The organism is Saccharothrix stipae (assembly GCF_054781895.1).
Genome location: NZ_BAAGTN010000017.1, coordinates 454,712 through 469,662 on the forward strand (window position 1 = coordinate 454,712; position 14,951 = coordinate 469,662).

14 protein-coding genes and 1 tRNA gene are annotated in these 14,951 nt (G+C 70.1%); 6 read left to right on the forward strand and 9 right to left on the reverse strand.

The annotated features are described in order from the left end of the window. Positions 1-8 precede the first annotated feature (8 nt). Both ACYVLT_RS30230 and ACYVLT_RS30235 read right to left on the reverse strand, forming a co-directional pair. On the reverse strand, positions 9-386 hold the full coding sequence (locus ACYVLT_RS30230) for a phage holin family protein (protein ID WP_461123567.1): 378 nt from the start codon (positions 384-386) through the stop codon (positions 9-11). A 34-nt stretch (positions 387-420) separates the two neighbouring features. Next, positions 421-1,701: a hypothetical protein gene (locus ACYVLT_RS30235; protein ID WP_461123568.1), complete on the reverse strand. Its 1,281-nt coding sequence runs from the start codon at positions 1,699-1,701 to the stop codon at positions 421-423. 125 nt (positions 1,702-1,826) lie between these two features. Here ACYVLT_RS30235 and ACYVLT_RS30240 point away from each other — a divergent pair, with 125 nt between their 5' ends. Next, the gene (locus ACYVLT_RS30240; RefSeq protein ID WP_461123569.1) at positions 1,827-2,825 is read left to right on the forward strand and encodes a cation diffusion facilitator family transporter; all 999 of its coding nucleotides are present in this window, start codon (positions 1,827-1,829) and stop codon (positions 2,823-2,825) included. Here the strand turns inward: ACYVLT_RS30240 and dcd are convergent. Beyond that, positions 2,822-3,403, reverse strand: coding sequence for a dCTP deaminase (gene dcd, locus ACYVLT_RS30245; RefSeq protein ID WP_461123570.1), 582 nt, complete (start codon positions 3,401-3,403; stop codon positions 2,822-2,824). The genes ACYVLT_RS30240 and dcd overlap by 4 nt on opposite strands. A 36-nt stretch (positions 3,404-3,439) precedes the next feature. On the opposite strand from dcd, the gene ACYVLT_RS30250 reads away from it, so the two are divergent. The 3 genes from ACYVLT_RS30250 (at position 3,440) to ACYVLT_RS30260 (ending at position 5,281) form a co-directional block, all read left to right on the forward strand. Continuing rightward, a tRNA-Gly gene (locus tag ACYVLT_RS30250) sits at positions 3,440-3,510 on the forward strand. Between the two features lie 28 nt (positions 3,511-3,538). Next, positions 3,539-4,075, forward strand: a complete 537-nt coding sequence (locus ACYVLT_RS30255; RefSeq protein ID WP_461123571.1) for a Uma2 family endonuclease — start codon at positions 3,539-3,541, stop codon at positions 4,073-4,075. Between the two features lie 282 nt (positions 4,076-4,357). Further along, the gene (locus tag ACYVLT_RS30260) at positions 4,358-5,281 is read left to right on the forward strand and encodes an excalibur calcium-binding domain-containing protein (protein ID WP_461123572.1); all 924 of its coding nucleotides are present in this window, start codon (positions 4,358-4,360) and stop codon (positions 5,279-5,281) included. A 52-nt stretch (positions 5,282-5,333) separates the two neighbouring features. Here the strand turns inward: ACYVLT_RS30260 and ACYVLT_RS30265 are convergent, their stop codons facing one another. From ACYVLT_RS30265 to ACYVLT_RS30280, 4 genes are all read right to left on the reverse strand, one after another. Then, complete coding sequence (locus ACYVLT_RS30265; RefSeq protein ID WP_461123573.1) at positions 5,334-6,284, reverse strand: phosphotransferase family protein; 951 nt, start codon at positions 6,282-6,284, stop codon at positions 5,334-5,336. 32 nt (positions 6,285-6,316) lie between these two features. Continuing rightward, complete coding sequence (locus ACYVLT_RS30270) at positions 6,317-6,712, reverse strand: DUF5313 family protein (RefSeq protein ID WP_360448929.1); 396 nt, start codon at positions 6,710-6,712, stop codon at positions 6,317-6,319. Continuing rightward, positions 6,709-7,158 (reverse strand): MarR family winged helix-turn-helix transcriptional regulator, encoded by a 450-nt coding sequence (locus ACYVLT_RS30275; RefSeq protein WP_461123574.1) that lies wholly within the window; start codon positions 7,156-7,158, stop codon positions 6,709-6,711. The genes ACYVLT_RS30270 and ACYVLT_RS30275 overlap by 4 nt, the downstream gene beginning before the upstream one ends. An 81-nt stretch (positions 7,159-7,239) precedes the next feature. Then, positions 7,240-8,754, reverse strand: a complete 1,515-nt coding sequence (locus ACYVLT_RS30280) for a sodium:solute symporter family protein (protein WP_461123575.1) — start codon at positions 8,752-8,754, stop codon at positions 7,240-7,242. A 328-nt stretch (positions 8,755-9,082) separates the two neighbouring features. Between ACYVLT_RS30280 and ACYVLT_RS30285 the strand changes: the two genes are divergently transcribed. Together ACYVLT_RS30285 and ACYVLT_RS30290 are read left to right on the forward strand one after the other, a co-directional pair. After that, positions 9,083-9,715, forward strand: coding sequence for a LuxR C-terminal-related transcriptional regulator (locus tag ACYVLT_RS30285; RefSeq protein ID WP_461123576.1), 633 nt, complete (start codon positions 9,083-9,085; stop codon positions 9,713-9,715). Positions 9,716-9,859: 144 nt separating this feature from the next. Next, positions 9,860-11,698, forward strand: a complete 1,839-nt coding sequence (locus ACYVLT_RS30290; RefSeq protein WP_461123577.1) for an acyl-CoA dehydrogenase — start codon at positions 9,860-9,862, stop codon at positions 11,696-11,698. Between the two features lie 143 nt (positions 11,699-11,841). Here the strand turns inward: ACYVLT_RS30290 and ACYVLT_RS30295 are convergent, their stop codons facing one another. Beyond that, entirely contained in the window at positions 11,842-12,651 is an 810-nt protein-coding gene (locus ACYVLT_RS30295; RefSeq protein WP_461123578.1) for a DUF1206 domain-containing protein, read from the reverse strand. Between the two features lie 48 nt (positions 12,652-12,699). Then, positions 12,700-14,940, reverse strand: a complete 2,241-nt coding sequence (locus ACYVLT_RS30300) for a VanW family protein (protein ID WP_461123579.1) — start codon at positions 14,938-14,940, stop codon at positions 12,700-12,702. Positions 14,941-14,951: the final 11 nt, after the last annotated feature.

Sequence of the window (14,951 nt, forward strand, 5' to 3'; positions counted from 1 at the left end):
GTCGTCCCTCAGTCGGTGACGCGGTCGTAGACGAGGTTCAGGACCCAGCTCGTCAGGGCGACGATGATCGCGCCCCAGAACGCGGGCCAGAAGCCGGTGACGTCGAACGGCAGGCCGAGCTCGCCCGCCAGCCAGCCGGTGAGCCAGAACAGCAGGGCGTTCACCACCAGGCCGATCAGACCGAGCGTGACCAGGTAGAACAGGCAGCCGAAGAACTTCACCAGCGGCTTGACGACCGCGTTGACCAGGCCGAAGAGCAGGGCGACGCCGATCAGCGTGCCGATCTTCGCGGGCGTCGACGCGCCCTGTTCCAGGTCGATGCCCGGGATGACCGTGGCGATCCAGACCGCCACCGCCGTCAGCAGTACGTGCACCAAAATGCCCATGCCGCAGGCTAACGGCAGCGGTGCTCCGTTCGGGTCAGGCGCGACGACGCCTGCGTGCCGCCAAGAAGGTCAACGCGCCCGCACCGAGCAGCAGCACGCCGACCGCCAGGAACGACAACGGCGACGCACCCGTGCTCGCCAACCCGCTGCTGCCGCCCGCCACCTGCGCCACGGCCGCAGTGGTGGTCGTGGTCGTCGTCGCGGTTGTCGTGGTCGCGGTCGGGGACGTGGTCGTCGTCTGCTCCCCGGTCGTGTACTTCAGCGGCACCTTCGCGTGGTTGTCCCCGAAGTTGGTCTCCTTGTGCCCCAACGCCGAGAACGGCCGGATCAGCAGGTGGAACTGGTCGAACTCCGGGTCGTCCAGCCGGTAGGTCAAGCGCACGTCGACGGTCTCGCCGACCGCGATCGGGTGGTGCAGGCTGAACTCCTGGCCGGGCGAGATCACCTTGACGAGGTCGTTCGCCGAGAGGAACTCCGGCGTCGCCCCGAACACCACCATCGCCGGGTTGTCCGACGCCTCGCCCCGGTTGGTCACCGGCACGACCAGCGTGACGACGTCACCCACGCGGTAGGCGTCCCGCGCGGGCTCCAGGCGCGGTGCGCCGGCCACGAAGTCGGCGTCCAGGTACGTGTACCGGACGTCCACGCGCGTCGCCTCACCGGCACGCACCACGATCTTCTTCTGCCGCGTCGCCGGGTCGATGTCGTGCTCGGTCACCGGCGGCGCCAGCTTCAGCTCCGGCGCGTTGTCGGCCACGATCGACACGTCCGAGCCGACCGGCACGTCGGTGAACTCGTACTCGCCCCCCACGCCGCGCGTCGCGGGCGCCACGTCGACGATGCCGTGGACCAGCCGCACCGTCGGCGCGCCCGGCACGTCCGGCTCGTGCGTCTGCCGCACGCCGTCGCGGTCGAGGTCGAAGAACGAGAAGCCGCGCACGGTCCCGCCGCGCACGCCGAAGTCGAACGTGCCACCGCCGCTGACGGGGTTGAACGTCGCCGGGGTCGTCGCCTCGAAGATCCCGGCGTTGCGGTTGTAGATGGCGAGCGGGACGTCGGGCAGGTCGACGGCCTTGTAGCGGCCGTTCGCGTCGGTGCGGTACTCGCCGAGGAACGCCTTGGTCGAGGCGTTGTAGACCTCCACGGGAAGGCGGTTGACCAGCGGCGGCTCCCCCGCGTCGACCACGCCGTCGGCGTCGCGGTCGAACCACACCAGGCCTTCCAGCGTGACGGTGTCGTCCTGTGCCACCGCGAGCGGGCCGGCCAGTGCCGCCGCACCCACGACCGCGATGACGGCCGTGAGCCGACCTGTCAAGGTTCGCACCTGAAAGTCCCCCCGAAGACGGAATGTGTCACTTCGTCGTCGCCACCGGGTCCATGATCGTTTCGTGACCGGGGTCACGTCGAGCGGATCATGCCGGTCCGGCCTAACGTCGGGGCATGGCAGCTGAGCGGTCGCAGGGCGGGCAGGCGAAGGGCGGCGACAGCACGCTCACCGTCCTGCTGGCCCTGGCGGTGAACCTCGCCATCGCGGTGATGAAGGCGATCGCCGGGGTGATCACCGGGTCGGCGGCGATGATGGCGGAGGCGGCGCACTCGGTCGCCGACACGTTCACCGAGGCCCTGCTGCTGACCGCGTTGCGCCGGTCGGCACGTCCCGCGGACCGCAGGCACCCGTTCGGGTACGGCAAGGACCGGTACTTCTGGTCGCTGCTCGCCGCCGTGTCGATCTTCGTGTCCGGCGCGGTGTTCGCGTTGTACGAGGGCTTCCGCACGGTGTTCGGCGCGCCGCAGGAGCAGGGCAGCCCCGTCGTCGGGTACGTGGTGCTGGCCATCGCGTTCGCGCTGGAGTCGGTGTCGTGGACGCAGGCCGCGCGGCAGGTGCGGCGGGAGGCGCGGGCCGAGGGGCGGTCGGTGCTCGCGTTCCTGCGGGTGTCGGACGACCCGACGGTGAAGACGGTGTTCCTGGAGGACTCGGCCGCGCTGGTCGGGCTGCTGCTCGCGTTCGGCGGGCTCGGGCTGCACCACCTGACCGGGTCGTCGGTGTGGGACGGCGTGGCGTCGTTGGCGATCGGCGTGCTGCTCGCGGTCGTCGCGTACACGTTGGCGTCGACCAACCGGGGGCTGCTGATCGGCAGGCAGGCCGACCCGGTGCTGGTGCGGGCGGTGTGGACGGCGCTGCGGGAGGCGCCGGAGGTCGAGCAGGTGGTGGACCTGCTGACGATGGCGGTCGGCACGGACCGGGTGCTGGTGTGCGCGCGGCTCGACTTCGACGACGCGTTGGGCGCGGCCGAGCTGGAGCGGGCGTGCGTGCGGATCGACGCCGAGCTGCGCGCCGCGCACGCCGAGCTGGACGAGGTGTTCCTGGAGCCCGTGCCGCGCAACGACCCGGAGCTGCGGTCGCGGGTGCTGGCCAGGTACGGGGACGTGAAGCTCTAGCGCTTGGTGTCGGTGCGGTGGAAGTTGAGGTAGGCGCGGGACGGCGTCGGGCCGCGCTGGCCCTGGTAGCGGGAGCCCGCCTGGGTCGAGCCGTACGGGTGCTCGGCCGAGCTGCTGAGCCGGAACAGGCAGAGCTGGCCGATCTTCATGCCGGGCCAGAGCGTGATGGGCAGGTTCGCGACGTTCGACAGCTCCAGCGTGATGTGGCCGGAGAAGCCGGGGTCGATGAAGCCCGCCGTGGAGTGGGTGAGCAGGCCGAGGCGGCCCAGCGACGACTTGCCCTCCAGCCGGCCCGCCAGGTCGTCGGGCAGGGTGACGAGCTCGAAGGTGGAGCCGAGCACGAACTCGCCGGGGTGCAGCACGAACGGCTCTTCGTCGGCCGGCTCGACCAGGGAGGTCAGGTCGTCCTGCTGCATGGCCGGGTCGATGTGGGTGTAGCGGGTGTTGTTGAAGACGCGGAAGAACCGGTCCAGCCGGACGTCGATGCTGGACGGCTGCACCATGACGTCGTCGAACGGCTCCAGCACCAACCGGCCGGACTCGACCTCTTTGCGCAGATCACGGTCACTTAGCAGCACGGCCACAGCCTATGTGTATGATCGGGCACGCAACACGCGGGTGTAGTTCATTGGTAGAACGACAGCTTCCCAAGCTGTAGAGGCGGGTTCGATTCCCGTCACCCGCTCGTCGACGAAGGCCCAGGTCAGCTCCGGTTGACCTGGGCCTTCGTCGCGCCGAGGTCAGGGTCGCGGCTTGAGTTGATCTGGGGTTACTACCACGTGTCTCCTCCACCCGGCGGTCCCCACCGGTACGCCTTGGGCGCTCTCTACCGTGCCCTCTGGCGTGCGGCGGAGGGGAACGACCGGCTGCACGCGGTGACCGGAGTGGGTGTCGAGATGTCCACCGCCATCCGCACCGCGTTGATCCCGGACGTCGCTCTGCTCAACACGCCTCCCACGACAACCAGCTTCCCCGCGTCAGCTCTGGTGCTGGCTGTCGAAGTCTGGTCACCGGGAAACAGTGCGCACGAGCGGGAGACCAAGGTCGCCGGGTACGCCATCGCTGGTGTGCCCTACTTGTGGACGGTGGAGATGCACGCCGTCCGTCGAGCTGCCGCAGTACGCGCCTACGAGCTGGTAGGTGGCAGTTACCGGGACCGCACACCCGCGCCTCCAAGTGGCGGTGACACCCGGACCGCGCTGCCGGGCCCTGTTCCCGTGCCGATCGACCTGGCCGATCTGGTTCCCTAGAGACTGCCTCAACGGATCCGGCGAGGCGAACGCCGTGCAACCCGTCCCGATGGCCCAGGTCAGCTCCGGTTGACCTGGGCCTTCGTCGCGTCCGGGCCGAGGGCGGTCGCCGGGGGTGGCCGGTGACGTTGCACGTTTAGTGACGGATGCTCATTGAAATGCCCGATTCTTTCGGCCAAACGAGTTAACTACGGCCGATCTCGACTCCTCTGCGTAACGACTGGCGGCGGGTGCCGACAGTCCCACCAACATCAGGTTCGGGGTGGGACGGAAGGCGGGTCAGTGAAACTGAGCACACGGGTGGCGGCGGCGTTGATGGGTGCCGGCTTGGCGTTGGGGCTGGCGGTCGCGGTCGCGGCGCCTGCCAACGCGGCGGTGGCCAACGGGTACTACAAGCAGCCGTTCGACCCGACGGTGTGGCGCGTCGACAACGGCGTCGCCCGCGGCATCAGCTACGACGAGTGGTCCAGCGCCGGCTTCCCGCAGCCCGCACCGTCGCCGACGGACTACGTCAAGTACGCCTGGTCGCCCACCATCTACGCGGTCACGTTCTGGGGGAACCCGGACTCGACGTGGGACTGGGACCGGCTCACCGAGGCCCAGTGGCGGGCGTCCGGCAGTCCGTACCCGCGCACCGCGGGGTGGATCAAGGGCAGCTACTACTACCAGTGGGGCACGGCCAGTGAGATCTTCGTCGAGGGCGAGGACCGGCTGCACCACAAGCTCACCTACGACGAGTGGGCCGCTTCCGGTTTCCGGAACTTCGACCGGCGTTCCAACGAGGGTTTCCTGAAGCTCTCGTGGGCGTCGAACATCATGCGGATGTCCAACCTGGCGACCGGTGCCGGTTACTCGATCGGCTACGGCGAGTGGAGCGCGCAGGCGTTCCCGACGCCGCGGGTCGTGCAGCGGATCGCGGGCGACCGCTTCTACAAGTACGCCGGCACCGCGACGATCTACTACCAGGGCATCCCGTTCCACCGGGCCGTCAGCTACCACGAGTGGGTCGCCGCCGGCAGCCCGTGGCCGGAGGTCGTCGGAGGCGGCGGCGGAGCGCCCGCGAACCCCGGCAACAGCGTGGACTGCTCGGACTTCCGCTACCAGCGCGACGCGCAGGCGTGGTTCGACCGGTACTACCCGTACTACGGCGACGTCGCGCAGCTCGACGCCGACAACGACGGCGTGGCCTGCGAGTCCCTGCCGTAGCGGGACGTGCGACCGAACGGCCCTCACCCGAAGCCGGGTGGGGGCCGTTCGGTCAACGCAGGCGGTCGACCCACCCGTCCAGGCGGTTCAGGGACGTGCGCAGGTCGGACAGCAGTTCCAGCGCGTGGGTGTGCGCGGCCGCACGTTCGGGTTCGGTGACCGGGCGGTGGCCCAGCGCGCGCCACACCATCCACGCCGCGCCACCGAGGTAGACGCGCAGCAGGCCGGCGAACGACGTCGGTGACGCCGGAGGTCGCCGACCGCCCGCGGCCTCGTACGACCCGATCACGGCGTCGAACGCGGCGCGGTCCTCGCCGAGCCGGCTGAAGTGCAGCGCCGCGCGGGTCAGCTCCCACTCCGCGTGGTCCGGCCCCGCGCCGTCCCAGTCCAGCAGCAACGGGCCGCCGGGGGTCTCCAGGACGTTGTCCGGCTTCACGTCCCGGTGCGTGGCGACCGGCGTCAGGCCGTCGGTCCGCGCCGCGATCACCCCGGCCTCGGCGATGTCGGGCAGGTAGCCGCGGACGGCGTCGGTGAAGTCGTTCGGGGCCTCGTCCAACCACTCCCGCCACTCCTCGACGGGGTGCGGCGGGTAGCCGGGCGCCGTTTCGGCGGGCAGCCGGTGCAGCGAGGCCAGGACCCGGCCGACCCACGCGGACACGTCCGACGTCACCGGGCCGCCGTCGTGCCACTCGTGCACCAGGTAGCTCGCCACCTCGTCGCCCACCCGCACGTCGGCCAGCAGCGGCGCGGCCGGTTCGAGCGGGTGCACCGGACGTGGCATGGGGAAACCGCGTGCCCAGGCGTCGAGTTGGACCTCCGCGGACACCAGGTAGTCCCGCAGCCACCAGTCCTCGCGCGACCGGTTCAGCCGCTTGACCGCCCACGTGCCCCGCATCGTGCGCAGGCGCCACACCAGGTGCGAACGCCCGCCCGCCACCGGTGTCCACGGCTCGACCACGTCACCGAGCCCGAACGCTGCCGCCACCGCCCTCTGCCACTCCACGCCACCGGACGCTAGGCCACCGGGCCGCGGTCTCAGGCCTGGTTTTCGGTCGAGCGCCACACCCGCTCGTACCGCTCCTGGTCCCGCCGCGTCCGCTCCTTGCGCACGGCCGCCGCCGCGCCGGCCGGGTAGCCGTACTTCGTCATCCGGTGGTCGGTGCTCTCGATCGCGTACGACACGCCGAAGTACACGCCCACCACCAGCCCCAACGACCCGCACGCGATCGCCAGCGGCAACGGCGAGCCCAGGCCGAGCACCAACGCCAGCGTGATCACCACCGTCAACGGCAGCACCTGCAGGAACATCCGCACGGTGAACCAAGCCAGCCACGACGGCTTGGTCGCCTGCCGGAACACCCACTCCCGGTGCCGCTGGGGCAACCGGCCGCCGAGCAGGTACCAGACCCGCAACGGCACGGCGGGCTTCACTTCCGCTCCGTCGCGGAGATCAACCCGGTCAGCACGGCGTGCAGGTCGCGCAGCTCGTCCAGCGACATGCCCAGCCGCTCCACCACCGCGGGCGGGATGGCCAACGCCCGCTCGCGCAGCGCCGCACCGCTCTCCGTGAGCGTGACGGCGAGCATCCGCTCGTCCGCCGCGTCCCGCGACCGCGTCACGTACCCGATCGCCTCCAGCCGCTTGAGCAGCGGCGACAGGGTCGCGGGCTCCAACGCCAGCATGCGGCTCAGCTCCTTGACCGACAACGGCGCACTGCCCCACAGGGCGAGCATCACCAGGTACTGCGGGTGGGTCAGCCCCATCGGCTCCAACAGCGGCCGGTAGACGGCGATCACGTTCCTGGACGCGATGGACAACGCGAAGCAGACCTGCCGTTCCAGGGCCAGCGGGTCCTCGATGTTTTGTGCACTAATCATTAGTACACACACTACACCTCGTCCGCCGTGCGGGCGCACGAAGGCGCCCGCACGGCGGTGACGACCCACCCCGCACGCGGTTCAGGCGCGGGCGGCGACCTTCTCCTCGTCGGGGTCGGAGCGCAGCGAGTCGACGAGCTCCTCCCGGTCCGCCGACGGCTCCGGCTTGAGCACCAGGCCGACCACCAGGTAGAGCACCAGCGACACCAGCAGCGGCCAGGACACGATCACCGCCTGGGTGACGAACTCCACCTTGTTCAGCTGCATCACGTACAGCACGGCCCACGTGCCGAGGCCGCCGACGACCGAGCTCATCGCGGCGGTCGGGCCGACCTTCTTGAACCACGGCAGCATGCCGAGCATCAGCGGGATCGCGATCGGGCCCATCGTGGCCGCCACCAGGGCGATCACGACCTTGAGCACGAAACCCTTGGTGTCCGCGGTCAACGCGATCGTCATGCTCAGCCCGATGAACAGGAACGTGGTGATTCGCGCCAGTTGCAGCTGCGCGGGCTCGCTGAACCGCCGCACGCCCTTCCACAGCCGGGGCAGCATGTCCCGGGTGATGACCGCGGAGATCACGTTGGCGTCGGAGGACACCATCGCCATGGTGTGCGAGAAGAAGCCGGCCAGCACCAGGCCGATCATGCCCGCGGGCAGCATGAGCTTGCCCATCTCGACGTACGCCTGCTCGGCGTTGGCACCCATGCCCGGCACGATCAGCGGCGCGGCCCACATCGGGAAGAACAGCACCAGCGGCCACACCAGCCACAGCGCGCTGGACAGCAGGGCGGACCGCTTGGCCGCGGCCCCGGACGGCGCGGCCATGTAGCGCTGCGCCAGGTTCCACATGCCGCCGTTGTACTCCAGCGTCTTGATCAGGAACAGCGCCATGAAGAAGATCAACGTGTAGTTGCCGGACAGCGGCTCGGAGTGCGACTCGGGCAGCTCGTCCCAGATCGTCCACATGAAGTCGATGCCGCCGAAGTGCGCGGCCACCGCGACGAACATGGCGATGCCCGCCGCGCCCTGGATGATGAACTGGCCGAAGTCGGTCAGCGCGTCGGCCCACAGGCCGCCCAGCACCGAGTAGACCATCGTGACGGCGCCGACGATCGTGATGCCGAGCCAGATCGGCACCCCCGCGAAGCCCTGGAGCAGCAGCGAGACCGCGACCCACTTGGCCGCGATGTCCACGACCTTCAGCGCCGCGCCCGCCCACGCCATGACCTGCTGGGTCGGCACGTCGTAGCGGCGGGCCAGGTACTCCAGCGGCGACTTGACGCCGTGCTTGGAGCGCAGCCGGTTCCACGTGCCCGCCCACAGGAACGCGCCGATGCCGACACCGACACCGATCGTCAGGGCCCACCAGATGTAGACGGTCAGCCCGAGGCGGTAGGCCTCGGCGGCGAAGGCCACGAACATGACGGCGCTGTAACCGGACATGTGGTGCGAGATGCCGGACAGCCACCAGGGCATCCGGCCGCCCGCGGTGAAGAAGTCCGCGATGTTCTTGATCCGCCCGCGTGACCAGTAGCCGATCGCCACCATCACGAAGAAGTACCCACCGACGACGATCCAGTCGAGGGTTTCCATGAGGCCTCCACGAGTGTCCGGCCCACGGGTGGCAGCGCGTGTTCGGGCGGCGGCGGTGCGCGGCTTTCCACATGGGTGTGTGACGTACGTCTTACGAGCCCGTTGCGGCTCGCGGAAGGCCGCGCGGGGGCATTGAGTCACATTCGTGACTGTTGTTCACATACATGACCGAGGTTGGATCGCGTTTGTTCGGAAACTAGTTCGCGAAATCCGCGTCATGGCTGGTCGCCGAGGTGGTCGCACCCGTATGCGAACCGGCCTCGACACGCGTCCGCCCACACCAGGCGGTGATGGGCGCGCCCCCGCCCCCGGCCCGGGGGTCGCGCTGGTGGACCCCGTGCCGCTGTTCCGCGAGGGGATGGCCGCCGTGGTCCGGCGCACGCCCGCCATGCACTGGCTGGGCGCCACCGGGCACCTGCACACGGCCGTGCGGCTGCACGAACGACTGCGACCCGACGTGCTGCTGGTGGACTCCCTGCTCGACCCGCAGGGACACCTGGCCACGCTGCTCACCGCCGGCGACCCGGCGCTGGCCGTGGTGTCCCTGGTCCGCGAGCCGCACCGGACGGCGAAGTTCGTGCGCTCGGCGTTGGCCGCGGGCGTGCGGGGGATGGTGCCGCGGGAGGGGGAGATCTGTGACGTGCTGCGGGCCGTCGCGCGCACGCACGCCGAGCGGATGTACCTGGACCCGACCCTCGCACCGCTGGCGGCCGGTTTCACGCCGACCGCCGAGGCGGGCAGCCGCCGGTCGCTGTCGCGCCGGGAGTACGAGGTGCTCCAGCTCATCGCGGACGGCATGGAGAACCAGGCGGTGGCCAACGAGCTGTACGTCTCGGTGGAGACCGTGCGCACGCACGTGAAGAACATCCTGCGCAAGCTCCGCGCCCGCGACCGGACGCACGCGGTGTCGCTGGCCTACCAGGCGGGCCTGCTGTCCGGCGGCATGGTGCGACCGGTCTGACCGGAGGGGTGCCGGCCGAGCTCACGCCACCCGTCTGATTCGCCACAACCCCGTGCGCGGCCTTGCCGAGGTTACTGACAGGTAATACCCTGTTGTTACCGGTCAGTAGGGGACCGCCCCGACCAGCATGGAGTGAGCGACGAGATGGGTCACTACAAGAGCAACGTCCGGGACCTCGAATTCAACCTGTTCGAGGTCTTCAACGTGCAGGACCACCTCGGCACGGGGCCGTTCGAGCAGTCCGACGAGGACACCGCGCGCGGCGTGCTTGCCGAGCTGAACAACCTGGCCGTCGGGCCGCTGGCGGAGTCCTTCGCCGACGCCGACCGCAACCCCCCGGTCTTCGACCCGAAGACCCACTCGGCCACGCTGCCGGACTCGTTCAAGAAGTCCTACCAGGCCATCTGGGACGGCGAGTGGTACCGCCTGTCGCTGCCGAACGAGCTGGGCGGCTTCGGCATCCCGCCGTCGGTCCAGTGGGCGGCCTCCGAGCTGATCCTGGGCGCGAACCCGGCCATCTACATGTACCTGGCCGGTCCGAACTTCGCCTCGGTCGTCTACCGCAACGGCACCGAGCAGCAGCAGCGCTGGGCCGAGATCATGATCGAGCGCGGCTGGGGCGCCACCATGGTGCTGACCGAGCCGGACGCCGGGTCCGACGTGGGCGCGGGCCGCACCAAGGCCACCCGGCAGGACGACGGCACCTGGCACATCGACGGCGTGAAGCGGTTCATCACCTCCGCCGACCAGGACATGACCGAGAACATCATGCACCTGGTGCTGGCGCGCCCCGAGGGCCCCGGCATCGAGCCGAAGGCGGGCACCAAGGGCCTGTCGCTGTTCCTCGTGCCGAAGTGGCACTTCGACCCGGAGACCGGTGAGTCGACCGGCGAGCGCAACGGCGCCTTCGTCACCAACGTCGAGCACAAGATGGGCCTCAAGGTGTCCACCACGTGCGAGCTGACGTTCGGCCAGCACGGCGTCCCGGCCAAGGGCTGGCTGCTCGGCGAGGTGCACGACGGCATCGCGCAGATGTTCCAGGTCATCGAGTACGCCCGGATGATGGTCGGCACGAAGGCCATCGGCACCCTGTCGACCGGCTACCTCAACGCCCTGGCCTACGCCAAGGAGCGGGTGCAGAGCGCCGACCTGACCCGGATGACGGACAAGACCGCGCCGCGCGTCACCATCACCCACCACCCGGACGTGCGCCGCAGCCTGATGCTGCAGAAGGCCTACGCCGAGGGGCTGCGCGCGGTCTACCTGTACACCGCCACGCAGCAGGACAAGATCGCGATGGGCGGCCCGGACAAGGAGCTGGCGGAGAAGGTCAACGACCTGCTGCTGCCGATCGTCAAGGGCGTCGGTTCCGAGCGGGCGTACGAGCAGCTGGCGCAGTCGTTGCAGACGCTGGGCGGCTCCGGCTTCCTGCAGGAGTACCCGATCGAGCAGTACATCCGGGACTCGAAGATCGACTCGCTGTACGAGGGCACCACGGCCATCCAGTCGCTCGACTTCTTCTTCCGGAAGATCATCCGCGACAAGGGCCAGGGGCTGGGCTTCATCAACGGTGAGATCCAGGCGTTCCTGGACAACGAGGGCGGCAACGGTCGCCTCAAGGAGGAGCGGGCGCTGCTCAAGCGGGCGCTCGAAGACCTCCAGGGCATGCTCGGCGCCCTGGTCGGCTTCCTGACCAGCTCGCAGGAGGACGTCCGCAACCTGTACAAGGTCGGCCAGAACACCGTCCGGCTGCTGATGACGGCGGGCGACGTGCTGGTCGGCTGGCTGCTGCTGCGCCAGGCCGAGGTGGCGCTGGCCAAGCTGGACGGCCAGGTCTCGGCCAAGGACAAGGCGTTCTACGAGGGCAAGGTCGCGGTGGCGTCGTTCTTCGCCAAGTCCGTGCTGCCGGAGCTGACCGCCCGCCGCAAGATCACCGAGGCCACCGACAACGCCCTGATGGACGTCGACGAGGCCTCGTTCTGACCGCACGCACGACCCGGACCTCGGTCCTGACCGCACGCACGACCCGGAATTGTCAGACCCTTCGGGCAGAATAAAAGCAGGGGTCCCCTTGGCGGGGACCCCTGCTTTTGCGTTCGGGGCGACGCCGTGCGGCACCGCGCGGGTCAGCCCTTGTGCGCCTTGGCGGCGGCGAAGCAGTACGCGCCGAAGCCCAGGAAGCCGACCGCGATGATCGCCAGCGCGAAGATGCCGTACGGCTGCGCGGCGAGCGTGTGCAGCGCCTTGTCCATCCCGCCCGACTCGGACGGATCGGCGTTGATCGCGGCGAACGCGACCAGGATGCCGATGAGCACGTACGACGCGCCCTTGCCGATCCAGCCGATCCGACCCAGCCGCTCCACCCAGATCCGGGTGCCGGCGGGCAGCTCGGACATGTTCAGGTCGTCCTCGAAGGACCGCTTGATGCCCTTGCGCGCCACCATGACGCCGAGACCGATGACGAACGCCGCCACCAGCCCGACGAGGATCTGGCCGAACGGCAGCGCCAGCACGCGGGCGGTCCACGTCTGGGACTGCTCGGTGCCGCTCTTCTGGGACGTGCCGGTCGCGTAGTTGATCGCCGCGATGCCGATGACCGTGCCGGTGATGGCGCGGCCGACCGAGCCGCACCGGCGGTAGACGCGCTTGCGCTTCTTGGTCACCCACCCGTACCCGCCGGCGGCCATGGTCAGCTGCCAGACCGCGAACGCGAACAGGCCGATCGCCAGCACCCACAGCAGGACCGGCCCGACCGCGGTCTGGGCCAGGGTGGAGACCGCGCCCTTCTGGTCGGTCCGCTCCCCGGTGTCACCGAGGACCACTTGCGCCGTCAACGCCGCCAAGAGCACGTGGACGAGCCCGTAACAGACCATCCCGGCGCGCCCGAGAACCTGCACGGCGGGATGTCTTCGCACCTCTTGCCCGGTGGTAGCCACGAATGGGTGATACCCAGTCGTGGCCACCACCAACCGTGGACCGCGGGCTCAACCGCCCGGTGGCGGCTCGCAGACGATCTTGAACTGCGGGTCGTACCGGACCGTTCGGCTCTCCTGGCGCGACTGCCCGGTGCGGCGGTCGGTGATGGTGCGCGTGTCGGTGACCGAGAACCCGGGCGCGCCGTTGCTCGGCTGGCAACCCGGCTTGTTGACCTTGCGCTCCTGCGGCTGGGTGGGGTTGAACTCGGCGCTGGTGGACCCGGTCACGTCGTAGTTCTTGGTGCCCCACAGCACGATCTTGATCGAGGACGGGGTCCAGATCGTCTGGATCGCCACGCCGGTGTCGTCCGGGTTGGTGAACTTGATGTCGATCAGGCTGTTGCCGGCGCCGTCCATGAACACGGTGGCCTCGCGACCCTTCGGGTAGCGCGAGATCCAGTAGCTGTGCTCCTTGTGCCCGGCGTCCTTCATGCCCGCGTGGTAGGCGGCGTTGTAGAGCGTGGTGGCGAACTGCGAGATGCCGCCGCCGACCGCCTTGCCGGGGATGCCGTCCTCGATGATGCCCGCCTCGACGTAGCCCTGCGCGGTGCCGCGGGGGCCGGTGTGGCCGTTGAGGCTGAACGTCTCGCCCGGCTTCACGATCGCGCCGTTGACCTTCTCGGCCACCACGCGGATGTTCGTGCCGGACGTGGCCACGAAGCCACCGGTGGAGAACTCGCCGATGATCTCCTTGATGCCCATCTTGTTCGCCTGCTCGGTGGTCACCTTGGCGGGCGTGTGCTTGTACTCGGCCTTGATCGCGCGCTCGTTGTCGCGCTTGAGCACGTCGAGCGCGGTGGCCAGGGACTTGTCCCAGTCGATGCCGAGACCGTCCACCGACTCCTTCACCACGGGCCGGCCGCCCTCGAACACGATCTGGGCGTCCTTGCCCTCCTTCTCCGTGTCCTTCAGCTGCGGACCGGCGTGCTCGACGACCTTGCCGTTGTCGACCTTCGCGGTCAGGCTGCCGTCCTCGGCGGGCTCGAACACCAGCACGGTGGCCAGCTGCTCGGGCGTGAGCGTCGCGTCCTTGCCCTCGCCCTGGATGATCAGCGGCGCGGAGGTGGCGGGCTTGGCGACCTCTTCGAGCGCCTTCTGCACGCTCTCCTTGGTCGTCTTGACCGGGGTGGTGGCCACCGGCAGCTCGACCGTGCCGCCGTCGGCCCAGCCGGCCAGCAGCTTGTCCGTGGCGGCGGGCACGTCCAGCTTCTGGCCCTGCCTGGGGTCGACCGCGATCGGGGTGGCGCCCTCGAACCGGATGCCGCCCTCGGCGGGCTCGTGGTCGGTCTCGGCGCGCAGGCCCTCCAGGGCGGCGGCGAGCTTGGCCTCGTCGCTGCGGGTGGCGAAGCCGACCTCGCGGGCGGTGAAGAAGGAGGTGACGCGAGTGATCGGGGACAGCGGCTGGCTGCCCGCGCGCTCCAGCGTGGCGGTCCAGTCCAGCTCCAGGCCAGCCGCCTTGGGGTCGACCTGGGTCTCCACGTCGCCCGCGCGCGCCTTCACCGGCGCGGCCAGGCGGGGACCGATCTCGTCGCGCAGCTTCTGCTCGGCCTCGGGGTGGCTCATGCCGCCGACGTCCACGCCCGCGACGGTCACGCCGCGCGGCACGTTGCCGCCGGAAATGAGCAGGTCCAGGCCGTAGAGGACGACCAGCACGCCGAGCACGGCGGCGGCGATCAGGCCGCCCTTGCGCAGGCGCTTGCGGCGGGTGTCGGCCTCGTCGGCCTCGGTGTCGCCGTCGACCATCACCGGGCCGTAGACGGTGGCCTCCGGCTCCTGGCCGGGAGACGGGGGTGCGGACACCGGCGCGGAGAAGACCGTGGTGGCCTCCGACGGCGACGACGGCCGGGTGAACCCGCCGGCCGGCGTGGTGATCATCTGGGTCCGCTCGGCCGCGGGGGGCGGCTGGGGCAGGGCGCGCGTCGGGTCACCGGACGGCGTGATCGCCTGGGTGGCGTCCGCGCCCCTGCCCGGCGGGTTGTGCTGCGCGTTGCGCGTCGGGTGCTGCGTCACGTCGTGAGAGACGCTCGGGGAGGCCGCCGCGTTGTCGGGGACACCCGAAGGGGGCGTCACATTACGCACCGTGGCCGAGGCGTCCGGCTCGTTGTCCGGCTCCTCCTGCGGCCACGCGGCCTCCTGCACCGACCCCGCGGTGATCTTGGTCGTCCGTTCCGAAGCGGTGCCCGACGGGCGGACCGGCTCCATGGCCTTGGTCCGCTCAGCGTCGTACTCCGGTCGCTGGTTCTCCGGCACCGCTCCCCCTC

Bases quoted from the DNA above. Each gene is read 5' to 3' on its own strand.
- ACYVLT_RS30290 (WP_461123577.1), top strand. From the start codon at position 9,860: ATGGGTCACTACAAGAGCAACGTCCGGGACCTCGAATTCAACCTGTTC.
- ACYVLT_RS30275 (WP_461123574.1), bottom strand. From the start codon at position 7,158: ATGATTAGTGCACAAAACATCGAGGACCCGCTGGCCCTGGAACGGCAG.
- ACYVLT_RS30240 (WP_461123569.1), top strand. From the start codon at position 1,827: ATGGCAGCTGAGCGGTCGCAGGGCGGGCAGGCGAAGGGCGGCGACAGC.
- ACYVLT_RS30280 (WP_461123575.1), bottom strand. From the start codon at position 8,754: ATGGAAACCCTCGACTGGATCGTCGTCGGTGGGTACTTCTTCGTGATG.
- ACYVLT_RS30230 (WP_461123567.1), bottom strand. From the start codon at position 386: ATGGGCATTTTGGTGCACGTACTGCTGACGGCGGTGGCGGTCTGGATC.